The sequence below is a fragment of the uncultured Campylobacter sp. genome (assembly GCF_937980635.1).
Classification (GTDB): Bacteria; Campylobacterota; Campylobacteria; order Campylobacterales; family Campylobacteraceae; genus Campylobacter_B.
In genome coordinates, this window is the sequence record NZ_CALJPG010000010.1 from 125,115 (window position 1) to 138,843 (window position 13,729).

At 46.9% G+C, this 13,729-nt stretch carries 9 protein-coding genes; 8 read left to right on the plus strand and 1 reads right to left on the minus strand.

What is annotated here, in order from left to right:
- Positions 1-46: 46 nt before the first annotated feature.
- The 5 genes from Q0460_RS02790 (at position 47) to carA (ending at position 7,982) form a co-directional block, all read left to right on the plus strand.
- Entirely contained in the window at positions 47-4,114 is a 4,068-nt protein-coding gene (locus tag Q0460_RS02790) for a diguanylate cyclase (RefSeq protein WP_299084593.1), read from the plus strand.
- A complete protein-coding gene (locus Q0460_RS02795; RefSeq protein ID WP_299084597.1) occupies positions 4,111-4,974 on the plus strand; it encodes an ATP phosphoribosyltransferase regulatory subunit in 864 nt (287 codons plus the stop codon). Before Q0460_RS02790 ends, Q0460_RS02795 begins: the two co-directional genes overlap by 4 nt.
- A complete protein-coding gene (locus Q0460_RS02800) occupies positions 4,971-6,221 on the plus strand; it encodes an adenylosuccinate synthase (protein WP_297924678.1) in 1,251 nt (416 codons plus the stop codon). Before Q0460_RS02795 ends, Q0460_RS02800 begins: the two co-directional genes overlap by 4 nt.
- 91 nt (positions 6,222-6,312) lie before the next feature.
- The gene (locus Q0460_RS02805) at positions 6,313-6,864 is read left to right on the plus strand and encodes a DUF507 family protein (protein ID WP_299084600.1); all 552 of its coding nucleotides are present in this window, start codon (positions 6,313-6,315) and stop codon (positions 6,862-6,864) included.
- Entirely contained in the window at positions 6,864-7,982 is a 1,119-nt protein-coding gene (carA, locus tag Q0460_RS02810; RefSeq protein ID WP_299084603.1) for a glutamine-hydrolyzing carbamoyl-phosphate synthase small subunit, read from the plus strand. Before Q0460_RS02805 ends, carA begins: the two co-directional genes overlap by 1 nt.
- Before the next feature lie 499 nt (positions 7,983-8,481).
- On the opposite strand, the gene Q0460_RS02815 is transcribed toward carA, so the two are convergent.
- The gene (locus Q0460_RS02815; protein ID WP_299084605.1) at positions 8,482-8,685 is read right to left on the minus strand and encodes a hypothetical protein; all 204 of its coding nucleotides are present in this window, start codon (positions 8,683-8,685) and stop codon (positions 8,482-8,484) included.
- Between the two features lie 108 nt (positions 8,686-8,793).
- Between Q0460_RS02815 and Q0460_RS02820 the strand changes: the two genes are divergently transcribed.
- The 3 genes from Q0460_RS02820 to Q0460_RS02830 all read left to right on the plus strand — a co-directional run.
- The gene (locus tag Q0460_RS02820) at positions 8,794-9,519 is read left to right on the plus strand and encodes a response regulator transcription factor (protein WP_297894445.1); all 726 of its coding nucleotides are present in this window, start codon (positions 8,794-8,796) and stop codon (positions 9,517-9,519) included.
- 277 nt (positions 9,520-9,796) lie between these two features.
- Positions 9,797-12,706, plus strand: coding sequence for a PD-(D/E)XK nuclease family protein (locus Q0460_RS02825; RefSeq protein WP_299084608.1), 2,910 nt, complete (start codon positions 9,797-9,799; stop codon positions 12,704-12,706).
- Positions 12,693-13,729 (plus strand): UvrD-helicase domain-containing protein (locus tag Q0460_RS02830; RefSeq protein WP_299084611.1); only part of this gene is annotated, 1,037 nt, incomplete at its 3' end. The genes Q0460_RS02825 and Q0460_RS02830, both read left to right, overlap by 14 nt.

Here is a 13,729-nt window from a genome sequence, read left to right on the forward strand (position 1 = left end):
CTTTAAAACGAAATTTGCTAAAATCCTGCAAAATTTGGAATTTGGCATGAAAAACAAAAAAGACTTCGTTACCGAAAGATTTAACGCCGCCTTGATTCTAGGCGCTGCGCTACTTACACTTGTAGTAGTTTGCGAGATTAGCTTTTTGCGCACTAGGATCGCTACGCAGCTTGATTTGCGGACGCGCACGGCGATTACTTTACTTAAAAATACCGACGAGTCGCTTTTTAGCGAGCTTGAAATTCTAAAAGAAACTATCCTTTCTTTGGACGCAAGGCACGAAGCTGCACAAAGCGAGCTTTACGCGGATTTGATCCGTAATGTCGTAAAATCTTCTCATAGATTTGACGCTATTTTTTATCTGCGCGCCCGCGGCGCGGAGCAGGAGAGCTTAGCACATTTTTCATCGGATGCGCGCATTTCGGATCTTGGCGAGATACGGCTTGCGGATATCGCAAGCGAGCTAAAAAAGGATGAATGGGTATCGCGCTATATGATGATGGATGGGGCGTGGCGGTATTTTTTGATCAAGCGCGTAAACGCTGATTCATATCTGCTAGGCTTTGCCAACACCGCTAGGCCGATTGCCAGGCTCTCTTCGCTGGGTGATATTTTGGTCTTTAACGCCGAAGGTAAATTTTTTAACGCTCCTGGCAGTGTAACCGATATATTAGGGCAGGATTTTGATTTTTCGCGTCTAGGCGAAGTGGTAAGCTTCGAAGACGAATCTGGGCTAAGCTTTGCCTATCTTGCAAAATTTGGAGATAATTTCGTAATGGCTCGCGAACGAGCCGGCTATTTTTTAGGCGCAGACGATTTTATCGTTGTAGCGCTAGCAGCGGCGATTTTAGCTTATTTAATCCTTCTAATTTCAAATTTTACGTTTTTAAAAAAGCGCGTTTTCATCCCGCTTGCAGCAGTTCAAAACGCTCTGCGCCAAGGGGATTATCACTCCAAAATTCGCGATATAGAAGCGCTAAATCCACTAAGCTCCGTCTTAGAAATTTCTAAATCCATAGACGAGGTTTTGAAGTCTAATCTGCGCCACGGCGATTTTAGCCTCAGCTTTAAAGATGCGCTAAAATATAGCTCCCTTTCGGTGCTTAGCATCGATAATGTCGCAGGCACGATCGAAAGCGCTAGCAACGGCGCACGCGAGCTTTATGGCGATGACGTCGTGGGGCGGAATATCTTCGCGCTGCAAGCAGGCTCGTTTTACGATCACGCCTATCAGACCCAGCGCGCAAATTATGTCAAAGAAAACTATGTCGTAACCCGCCAAGAAACCAAAAATGGCGTCAAAGACCTCTATGTTAAAAAATCTTATATTCGCGACGGAAGTAAAATTTCAACCCTTTTTGTGGTGCTGGATGCGTCAAAATATCGCAGATTTTACGATGAGACTAAGCAAAAATATGAGTATTTAAATCACGCGCCTATCGTTACGCTCGTGTTTGACTACACTTCGGGCAAGATCGTGGATGCTAGCAAAAATATAAAAGAGCTTTGGGGTTACGAAGCGGCGCAGTTTTTAAGCGGCGAGATAAGGCTATGGGATTTGCTGGATGAAAAGGATGCGAATGAGGCTAAAAATGAAATTTTAAACCGCTTAGCTGATATGCCCTCAGAAGAGCTAAGTTTTTCTCAAAGCTATAAAATTCGCCACAACGACAATATCCGCTATAGCTACGAAGTGAGTATCTATGTCAAAAAGTCCGCCGCCAGGGCTGCGTTTTATTTTCAAAATATCGATGACGATGTTAAGGCGATCCGCGGCTTGCAGGAGGATTTGGACTTTTACCGCACCGTAATCGAGACTAGGAATTTTTGTACCTGTTTAATCGATCTTAACGCGCAGACGCTATCGTTTGATAAAAATTACTTTAAAATTTTAAAATATCGCGGCAAAAGGCTAAACACTGCGATGAGCTTTGGGGAGTTTAGTTATGAAATTTACTTCGCGGATTTAGAGAATTTCAATAAAATGATCCGCGAATGCACCGCCGGGCTTAGAAGCGATTTTAGCTGCGAATTCCGTCTGCGAAATGCCGCTAATGCCTATACTTGGATCAGTATGCAAGGCTACGTCACCGAAAAGCACGGCTCTCGCTCTCGCCTTGTAAAAACTACGCTTGAAGATATCAGCTCGCGCAAGCAGACTGAGCTGGAGCTAAATTTAAATGCCAACGTCTTTTCGCGCTCGCTAGAGGCGATCTTAATCACAGATGAGAGCGGTCGAGTGCTGCGCGCTAATAACGCCTTTTATGAAATCACCGGCTATAGCGAAAGCCAAACTATCGGCAAAATTCCAAATTTCTTCGCTCCTACGGAGGGCGGAGCAGACGTGATGGAGAGGATTAGAAAAAATCTCGTCGGCAAACAGACCTCTTACAAAGATGAAATTTACGGACTAAAAAGAGGCGGCGGCACCTTTCCTGCGCTATTTACGGCAATTGCGATAAAGGATGATTTTTCGCTTACCTCAAATTTCATCTTGATGTTTACCGAAATTTCGCAGATCAAACAAAAGGAGAGCGAGCTAGCCAAGATCGCCCACCACGACGCGCTTACCGGGCTTCCAAATAGGGTGTATTTTATGAAGGCTGCGCAGAGATTTACCGCAAACTCGGGCGAAAATTCCAAGCTTATGGCGGTGCTTTTCATCGATTTTGACGGCTTTAAGGCGATCAATGACACCTACGGGCACGAGGTCGGCGATATGTTTTTACAAGCGATCTCAAAGGCGATGAGCGGGCTACTGCGTAAGGGAGATATTTTGGCGCGCTTAGGCGGCGATGAGTTTGGCGCCATCATAGGTGATCTGCAAAGCAAGGATGCCGCGCATGTGCTATTAGATCGCCTGCTTGGAATTTCAAAGATGAAATTTAACCTCAAAGGCAATGAGATCAGCGCAAGCATCAGTGTTGGCGCAGCGTTTTACGACGGCAGCGAAAAGATCGATTTTCCAGGACTTTTATCGCGCGCGGATAGAGCGATGTATCGCGCTAAAACGAGTGGCAAAAACCGCTACTGCATCTTTGAGCGCGCCGAAGCAGACGAACCTAGCGAGGAAGGGATTGCTGCAGCGATCGAAGAGGGGGAGTTTTTCGTGTTATATCAGCCGATCATTAGCGGCGCGCAGATTTACGGATATGAGCTGCTTTTACGCTGGGATCGCGGAAAGCACGGAATTCTTGCCCCGCAGGATTTTGCGCAGATATTAAGCGAGCCTCGATTTGAGTTGCTAATCTCAAAATTTGCGTTTTCAAAGATGATGGAATTTAACGCTCAAACGGGCGCAAACTGCTCTATAAACGTAAGTCTAGCCGTGCTTACAAACGACGAATTTTACGATTTCGTAGCTCATAGCTTGCGAGACAGGACTAATGCAAAAGGCGAGTTGATGTTTGAGATAACCGATTTTAGCGAGCAAAATTTTAAGGAATTCGCCCCTGCGCGTGGGCGTTATGCAGATCTTGGGATTAAATTTGCTCTTAATAGCGCAAATAAAAGCAATGTCCCGCTCTTGAATGCCCAGCCTTTCGATATCGTTAAAATCGACCGCGAGCTCTGCCTTGACATAGGCAAGAAAAAAAATGCTATCCGAACGATGGTGGAGATCACGGGTAAGCTAAAGCGGGAGTTTGGATTCGCTCTGGGCGCTCAAGGGGTCGAAAATGCGCTGTCGCTGCGACTTTTAAATAATCTAAAATTTAACTATCTGCAGGGAAATTTTATCGCAAAAGCGCTGGATCGCAAAGAGATAGACGCTTTCATCGCGCGATTTAAAGATACGCCCAAGCTCGCAGCCATCGACAAAGATGAGTTTATCAGCTTTTTAAACGCGCTTGATTACAAAGAGCTTGCTTTAAGCTTCGTTTCGCGTGCCGATGCGGGCGATCTGAGCCCCGGAGAGTTTGAAGGCTTCAAAACGAAATTCGGCGAAATTTTAAACAAAACTCAAAGCGCGGGCAGCGAAAAATTTGCGTTAACTACAGAAATACGTAAGCAAATTTTAGATATTCTTTCGCTTGATTACCGCGTTTTGGTAAGCTTCATTCAGAGCTTTAAAACGCGGTTGAATCAGTTCATAAGCGATTTGGAGGCAGCATGATAGATAGCGTTAGCGCCGATTTCGATCACGAGATACCTAACGGCTCGAGGCTGTATTTCGGAAAGAGCGCGCAGCTCAAGCGCGAGCTGGAAAATAAAGCGAGCGAAATCCTCGTTAAAAACGGCTTTAGCGAAATTTTAACGCCATATTTTTCATATCATCAGCACCTAAGCGTCGCGCCGCAAAAGCTTCTTAAGCTCTCCGATCCCACAAATCATGAGCTCGCGCTTCGCGCAGACAGCACTGTGGACGTCGTGCGTATCGTGCGCAAGCGGCTGAAAGACGATAAGCTAAGGCGGCTATTTTACGTGCAGCCTACTTTCAAATACCCAAGCGACGAGTTTTATCAGATCGGCGCGGAGCTGATCGGAGAGAAAAATTTGCCCCTTGCGATTAAAATCGCGCAGGAATTTTTTAAAGAATTTGATCTTATGCCCGCGCTTCAGCTAAGCAATATCGAAATTCCGAAAAGAATTTGCGAAATTTTAAATTTGCCGCTTGAAATTTTTGAAAAGGGCAAGATTGAGACGTTGCTTGAGCAAAATTTGCCTTGGCTGGACGCTACGGCTCGCGCCGTGTCGCTAAAGGACGTACAGGTTCTGCGCGCGCAGGTGCCTGAAGAGCTAAAGCCCTGCTTGGATGAAATTTTAAGCCTGGGCGTGGATTACGAGCGTATCTGCGTTTCGCTGCTGTATTACTCCAAAATGCGCTACTACGACGCGCTATTTTTTAGATTTTTAGACGCGGGCGCGGTGTATTGTAACGGCGGAAATTACGAGATTGACGGGCTAAAATCCAGCGGCTTTGCGCTGCTAGTGGATGCTTTGATAGAAAAAATTATGCAAAAGGATGAAAAATGAGTAAAGTTGACGTAGTCATCGGCGCCCAGTGGGGCGATGAGGGCAAGGGTAAGATCGTAGATATGATAAGCGCGAATTACGATTTCGTATGCCGCAGCAGCGGCGGGCACAACGCGGGCCATACCATCGTCATAAACGGCGAGAAATTTGCGCTGCATCTAGTTCCTAGCGGCGTGCTTCACAAAAATATCATCAACATCATCGGAAACGGCGTCGTGATCAACCCCGACGTGCTGATTACCGAGATGGCGCAGTTTGAAAATTTAAAGGGCAGATTTTTCATAAGCGAGAAGGCGTTTTTAAATTTACAGTATCACTCACTGATCGATCAGGCACGCGAAAAGAGCAAGGGCGAGCTTGCGATCGGCACTACCGGCAAGGGCATAGGACCTGCGTATGCCGATAAGATCGCGCGCACGGGACACCGCGTAGTGGAGCTTTTAGAGCCTGAAAGGCTTGCCGAGGCGCTATCGCGCGATTTTGCTTCGCATGAGAGCGTTTTTGAAAAAGCGGGGGTTAAAATTCCCAGCAAGCTTGAAATTTACGATGAGCTAAAGCGCTATAAAAGCGCGCTCGAGCCATACATCGCCGATACCACGCACATGCTGTGGAAGGCACTTGATTACGATAAACGCGTACTCGTAGAGGGGGCGCAAGGAAGCTTGCTTGATATCGATCACGGCACCTATCCTTACGTCACGAGCTCGACTACCATCGCGGGCGGGGCTTGCAGCGGGCTCGGGCTCGCGCCGAAAGATATCGGCACGGTGATGGGAATTTTAAAAGCCTACACCACCCGCGTGGGCAACGGCGCGTTTCCTACCGAGGATAAGGGTCCGCAAGGCGAGGCGATGCGCGAGATCGGCAAAGAGTACGGCACCACGACGGGACGGGCGCGCCGCTGCGGCTGGTTCGACGGAGTGGCTACGAAATACGCCGTGCGCCTTAGCGGCATCGACAAGCTCGCGCTTATGAAGCTTGACGTCCTAGACGGCTTTGAGAGCATTAAAATTTGCCGCGCATATCGCTACAAGGGTGAGGAGATCGATTATTTCCCGATCGATTTGGAAGCTGCCGAGCCGGTTTATGAGCAGATGCCCGGCTGGGACAGCGTCAAAGGAATTTCAAAATTTGAGGATCTGCCGCAAAACGCGCAAAATTATATCCGCAAAATAGAGGAGCTAAGCGGCGCGAAGGTGGGCTTTATCTCTACCAGTCCCGAAAGAAGCGACACGATAATTTTATAAAATCGGGCGGAATTTTAAGAATTTTAAAATTCCGCCGTTTGCAAACGCGGGCGGCGCGACCGCTCATAGAACTGAATTTAAAGGAACGATCATGCGAATACGACTACCACACGTGCCATATATCGCGCATAAAATAGCGCTGGATCTGCTAAACTCGGGCTGCGTTACGCTTAGTGCAGGCATAGAGCCCGTCGCCAAGGAAGCCGACGAGATCATAAGGGGCGATCTGCAAAAAGAAAGAGCGATAGACGAGCGCGCAAATGAGCTGATAGATGAGCGCATAAGCGAGCTAGATGAGATGAGCGTGAATAAAAAAGATATGTTTTGGCTCATCAAACGCCACATCGCAAACGACGAGGATTTCGAGCTAAATTTCGAGGATCGCTATGGCACCATATCGCATAAAATTTTAGAAACCGTTTGGAAGAAAAATTTGATCGATTACAAAGTCTCGGAAAACAGGCTAAAGACGATAATTTATAACGCGATCGACGAATATCTTAAAAATTATCAAAAGATTGAGGATGTGGTCTATGAAAAGATCGAGGGCTACAAGCAAAAACTGATCCCGGGAACCGAAGAATACGAGCTGGTGTTTGAAAAGCTCTACGAAGAGGAGCTAAGAAAACGGGGCATGCTGTGATGAACGCGTATATCTACATAGAAAACGGCATCTATCTGCAAGCCAAGGCGTTCGGCAAGGGCGGTAGCGCATTCGGCGAGCTCGTGTTTAACACCTCCGCCACCGGCTACGAGGAGATCATCTCCGATCCTAGCTACGCGGGGCAGTTTATTATTTTCACTATGCCTGAAATCGGTATCGTAGGTATCAACGAAAACGACAAAGAAAGCTCTAAAATCCACGCCAGCGGAATTTTCGTAAGAAATTTTAACAACGAGCCTTCAAATTTCCGCTCACAGATGAGCCTAGAAGATTATTTTCTGCAAAACGGAAAATTCGGCGTTTACGACATCGACACTAGATTTTTAACCAAGATGCTGCGCGATCAGGGCAGTCTGCGCGCCTTCGTCTCTACCGAGATCAGCGATAAGGCGGCTCTTAAAAAGGCTCTTGGCGAGTCTGCGCGCATAGAGGAGATCAACTACGTAAGCATTGTAAGCACGAAGGCGCCGTATAAGCACACTTCGGGTCGCTGGGATGCCGAGCGCGGAAGCTACACTCAGCCCGCAAGCTGCGGCAAAAAGATAGCCGTGATCGATTACGGCGTCAAGCGAAATATCCTAAACGAGCTTTGCGATCTAGGGCTCGGAGTAGAGGTTTTTCCGCACGATGTTAAAGCGGAGAGCTTGATCGCTAAGCTTAAAGAGGGGCAGATCGACGGTGTGTTTTTATCAAACGGTCCGGGCGAGCCTCGTATGCTTAAAGAGGAGATCGCACAGATCAAAAAGATGGTCGAAGCGCGCGTGCCGATTTTTGGAATTTGCCTAGGTCATCAACTGCTAAGCAACGCGATGGGATATGAGACCTACAAGCTGAAATTCGGCCAGCACGGTGCAAACCACCCCGTACAAAACCTGCGCACCAAATCGATCGAGATCACCGCGCAAAACCACAACTACAACGTCCCAGAAACGATCGCGCAGATCTGCGAGATCACGCACCGCAATCTTTTCGACGGCACGATCGAGGGGGTGCGATACAAAGACTATCCCGTATTTTCGGTGCAGCACCACCCCGAAGCCAGCGCGGGGCCTACCGAGAGCAAATATATATTCAAAGAATTTCTTGAAATTTTATGATTTTTGAAATTTTGCCTGCATGAAATTTTACCGCGGCCCTGCGGTAAAATTTTAAATTTACGACAAGCTTTAAATTTTAATGCGGTCTTTGCGTCGTAAATTTAAAGCCTGTCGCAGCCTGGATAATTGCAGGCTAGAGTAGCGTGTAAAGCACGCTTTTACGGACTTAGGATTGCCGCGGTGATTTTGGATTAAGCAGCTTTTTGGATGAAACGGATCTGCGCTAGTCGCGATTTTAAATTTAAACTGGCTGCGCGCCGTAACTTCTCATTTGTGCGATTTTGCTTCCACATAGCTTTTAAGCGCACGCGCGGCTAAATTTCATGCGTTTTAAATTTAAAAATTGGACTTGGTGCACTTAGCCCTTTCAAAACAGATCCTGCGGTACATTTCGCGCAGTCTTAAGCCATTTAAATTTGAGAAGTCGTCTTGTTGCCGTCAAAGTTATGCCAATAAACGCTTTGCTGCCCGTAAAATTTTATCTAGCGCCATTTATCCACTAAAATCTTATCAGCGCTGTTTCATTTCCCTCTAAAAGCCATTTGCCTAAAATAAAATTCCACTCCGCCGCGTAGTGAAATTTTACCTGCGCCAGCTTTGAAATTTTACTTTCAACCCCTTTTAAATCTCTTTCACACCGATAAGATTTAGCTCGCGTTACTTTAAATTTTTGCTCCATTCCTAGGCTACAGTTTTTACTCACGCCTGTTTTTTAATCCCGCCCATATTTGCACCTAAAATAAGAGTTGTGTTACTTTATGAAATTAAATTTTTAACTTAACATTATTTTAAGCTCAATAAAAGAGAAAATTTGAAAGAATTTCGTTTGAAATTTCGCCTTGAGGGGTCTGCTATGAGCTGCGCTTTAAAAGAGCTGGACGTCTTGCTAGTCGAGGATGATACTAAATTACTAGCCTCGCTGCATAAGGCGTTTGAGGGTATTTTTAACAACGTTTACAATGCCCAAAACGGGCTTGAAGGTGTAAAAAAATTCAAAAAATTTAGCCCTAATCTCGTCATTACCGACATTCTAATGCCGATTGAAGATGGGCTAGCGATGATACGTCAGATTAAGCAGATCTTTCCGCATGCCCCTATCGTGGTGCTTAGCGGCTTCAGTAGGGAGGAGCAGCTAAAAGGCGTTATGGAGATTGGCGTCGAGCGGTATTACTTTAAGCCGGTAGATATCGCCGCATTTGTGCTAGAGATAAGTGCACTGATGAAGTCTAAGCTGGACTCTGTGCGAGTCGTAAATATGGGCGCAGGCTACGTATTTGACGGGCTTCGCCGTATTTTGCTGAAGGATGGCGAGCAGATCGTGCTTACTAAAAAGGAGCTTTCTTTTGTCTCGCTGCTAGCCAGTCGCGTGGGCGAGCTGGTGCTTTACGAGGAGATCAAGCGTTACGTCTGGACCGAAGGAGCCGTGAGTGATACGGCGCTTCGTACCTTCGTCAAGCGTATCCGCGATAAAGTGGGTGGCGAAATCATAAAAAACGTCCCAAGCCTGGGATACAAGATCGAGCTTGAGCCTGCTTAAATTTGATCGCGTTTTTGCCGCTTTGTAATTTAAGGAATTTTATTCGTAAAATTTTGCGTTTAAATTATGCCGCGATTAATGCGGAGCGAGGTAGAATTCCGCGCCAAAGCGCCATAGATTAAAATTTTACGCTCGTCCAATTTGCTAAATTTGACTTGATAAAATTTAGCCTCTCAAGCTTTTTAAAAACTTCTTTGCTTAAAAGGCGAAACTAAAATTTTCTTGCTAAAATATCGCAAAATTCCGCGTTCTGCGAATCGCCCATAAAGGATTTGTTTTGAAAAATTTGCCCTCTAAAAATCTCTTTGTCTACACCAGCTCGCGTGCGCTACGCGCGGCACTACAAAGCGAGAGTGGCGGCGTGCTGGCGCCAAGGATTACGTTGGCGGAATTCTACGAAAAGGCGCTTTTTGTGCCGGATCTTGTCGCTTGCGGCGAGATAGATCGCGCGCTTTTTATGAAGCAGGCGGTGAGCGAGAGCAAGCGCGCGGGCGAAAGGCTGAAATTCCCTAGCGAGCTTTACGAGTTTATGCGCAACCGCGAGTATCTTTTCGGCTTTTTCAAGGAGCTTGCGACGGAGCGCGTAAGTATCGATGCGCTCGATCTTAGCGACACCTACGCGTGGTACGCCGAGCATTTTGAAATTCTTCGAGAGCTAGCGGGGGCGTATGCAAGGATTTTGCGCGAGCATGGATTTTACGACGAGATCACGCTGCCCGCGCTTTATGAGCTAAACGAATCCTATCTGCGCGGATTTGAGCGGATAGAAATTAACATCGACGGCAATCCTAGCGCATTTGAGTTCGAGGTTTTTAAGCGCGCTGCGGAGCTTAGCGAGGTTGTATTGAACTTTAGAGCCACGACTTTAAATTCCAAGCCCGTGCGCGCGGTGGAGGAGCTTTGCGGCATAAGTCTAGAGCCAGGTTTTGCATACCGCGTAAATCTTAGTACGGGTGAAATTTTAAGCCGCGAGCCGCTAGGCGTGGGCGGAGCGGTTGTGTGTAGAGGCTTTGAGCTACGAAGCTTGCAGGCGAGCTACGTTTTTGAAAAAATTTCATCCTTTGTGCGCGCGGGCATCGCGCCGGAGAGCATCGCGGTGATTTTGCCCGACGAGAGCTTTGCCGGCACGCTGCGGCTTTATGACGAGCGCATCGCAAAGGCTCGCGGCTCGCACCGCATGCTAAATTTCGCGATGGGCGAGAAGCTTAAAGATAGCCTATTTTACGTAACGCTAGAGAAAATTTCACAGTGCTTAAAAGAAGCGCTCATGCCGAAATTTGGCGTAGATTACCGCGCATTCAAAAGCCCGGACGGAGAATTTTTGGATACGGGGGATTCCGCGATACAGCAAAATTTAGCGCTTGGGAATTTTGCTTCGGAGAATTCTATTTCGCAAAATTTAGCACAGCAAAATTTCGAGCTTGATTGCGAAATTTTTTCAAATTCTAAAGCGGATTTAAATTTTATGTCTGCAGGGGCGTTTGAAAATACGGAAAATTTTGAAATTCTGCGCGAAATTTCGGCGGAACGCACGGATGGCGCGTACGGGCAAAGCTTTTCTTTGGATGTTGCAGAGTTGCAAGAGCCTTTGGAGTGTGCGCAGCAGCACGATTATTCGGCTCGTGCAAAACAAAAAAAGTTTTTAAAGCAGCAAGAGAGCCCAAAATACTCTATGCAGCGGGAGCATATAGAGCTTGAGGAAGAAGATTGGCATTCAAAAAGCCCTGAGCGGCGCGATCGCTTTAGGTGCTCTAAAATGCGCGAGGGCGCAGATGAGTATCCGCAGCGCTCAAACCCGCAGGAGCTTGATCTGTTTTTTGCGAGTGTGGGCGTGGATGAGGCGCTTTTTGGCGAGTTCGCACGCGATTTTGCAAAGCAAGTAAGCTTCGAGCATTTCGAAGCGCTAATTGCCAAGCTTGCCTGTTTACCTAAAATTAGCGACGCGCTGTTGCAAGAAAAGCTAAAAGAGACGCTATATCTAATTAAAATTTTGCTTCGAAAATTTAAGGACGAAAACCTAAGCTTAGGCAATCTGATCGATCTTTTTTTGTTAGAAATTTCGCGCATCAAGCTCGACGATGTTCGTGGCGGAAAGGTCACGGTAATGGGGCTTTTAGAGAGCCGCGGACTGCAATTTGACGGCGTGATAATTCCTGATTTTAACGATGATCTGGTGCCTAAGCGCAGTAGCGGAGAGATGTTTTTAAACTCCGCTTTGCGCGCTAGAGCAGGGCTCATCAGCCACGCAGACCGCGAAAATTTACAAAGATTTTACTACGACGGCTTGCTAAGAGGCGCTAAAAAAAGCGCGATTTGCTATCTGCAAAGCGTCGAGAAATTGCTTTCGCGGTTTTTGAAAAGCTTTGAAGTACAACAAGACGCGGAATTTTCGCAGGAGGATTATTTGCGACTTTTTGGGAGAGAGGAATTTAAGCCCGCCTTATGCGGACAAGAAGATCCCGTGGCTCGCCATGATTTTTTTGCCGAGGAGCTATCGTTTTCGCGGCTGGATACGTTTTTAGAATGCAAGAGGAAGTATTATTACCGCTACGTTTTTGGGCTGAGGGAGGGGCTAAAATTTGGCGAGGACAATGCGCTTTTAGGCAAAATTTTACATACAAGTTTTCAGCGTTTATATGAGCGAGCGGGGATGAAATTTAGTATGGAAAAATTTCGCTATATTTATTCGCAGCTTGCGCGAGAAGCAGGCATCGCGCGCTTTGATGCGGAGCTTGAGCTAAAAGCTGTAGAAAAGCTAGCTAGGCTTTTAGAAGGGCATGAGCAAATTTGGAGCTTTAGCGGTAGTGAAGTATCGCTAAAAGGCGAGCTTGACGGAGTGCGGCTGAGCGGGCGGATCGACCGCATCGACGAAGATAAGGCAGGGCGGAAGTTCATCATCGATTACAAACGCGGTTCAGCTAAAAAGCATATGGAAAAATTTCAGCTTACGTTTTATCGCGCGCTTTTAGCCCAAGAGTGCGAATGTGCCTATCTGTCGCTAAAAGATTGCGCGTTTGCGGCTCCTAGCGATAAAACGCCTAGCTTAGAAAATCTGCGCGAGACGCTAAGCTCTATCGGCAAGGAATTTGCAAGCGAGGTCGCTTTTATGCGCACGGAAGCGGTGCAAAGTTGCGAATACTGCGATTATAAAATCATTTGCAAGGGGCAGATTGATGGCAAAATTTGAAAATTATCTGGCGCTTGAAGCAAGCGCAGGCAGCGGCAAGACCTTCAATCTCGCAGTAAGGTTCATCGAGCTGGTGCTAAAAGGCGAGCCGATCAATGAAATTTTAGCGCTTACCTTTACTAAAAAAGCGGCTGCTGAGATGAAAACGCGTATCGTGGAGAAATTTCAAAATTTGCTGCTTTTTCAGGATGGCTCGCTAAAGCCTAGCGCCGAGCTGGAGCAAATTTGCGCTGATTTAGGGCTAAGCGTGGATGAAGTTATGGCAGCTCAAGAGCGACTGAGCCCGAAATTTTTAAGCGAGAGCCTAAACGTCTTTACCTTTGATGCGTTTTTTGCAAAGGCTCTGCGCTCCTTTGCGTTAAACAGCGGCATTGATCCAAGCTTTGAAAACGATGAAGGGATTTTGGGCGTGCAGCAGGCGGCGTTTTTAGGCGCGATTTGTAAAAACGAAGCGCTATTAAGAGAGGTCGTGGACTACGTAAGCGACTCAGGAATGACAAAGAGCGAGTTTTTAAATAGCTTACAAAGCATTTGGAGAGGCGATATAAGCATAAATCCGCCCACACTTCCCGTAAGCTCCGCGCTGGCAGAGATAAATGAAATTTTATCCCGCTTGCAAAAAGCGGCGAGAAATGCGGGCGTAAGCGCTGGAGCCGTAAATGGGCTAAGCCCTGTTAGCGATCTGTCAAAATTATCCTCGGGTTTTATTCTTTCGGCTCTTGCCAACGGCAGTTTCGATTATTCGCGCTCGCAGCTTAAAAAAATTTCGCATCTTGACGGCGAGCTAGCAAGGCTAAAAGACGCCATAGCTCGCGAAATAGCGTGGATGGATGCGGCATATGCGGCTAAGCTGGCAGGACTAATTAAAATTTATGCCGAAGCGCTTAAATCAGTGCAGCGCAAAAGTGGCAAGCTTACGTTCGGTGATGTCACCGCAGCCGTGCACTCGCTGTTAAATCCAAGCGCAGAGGCATTGCAGAGCAACCGCGAGCTTTTGTATTTCAGGCTCGATTCTAAAATCAC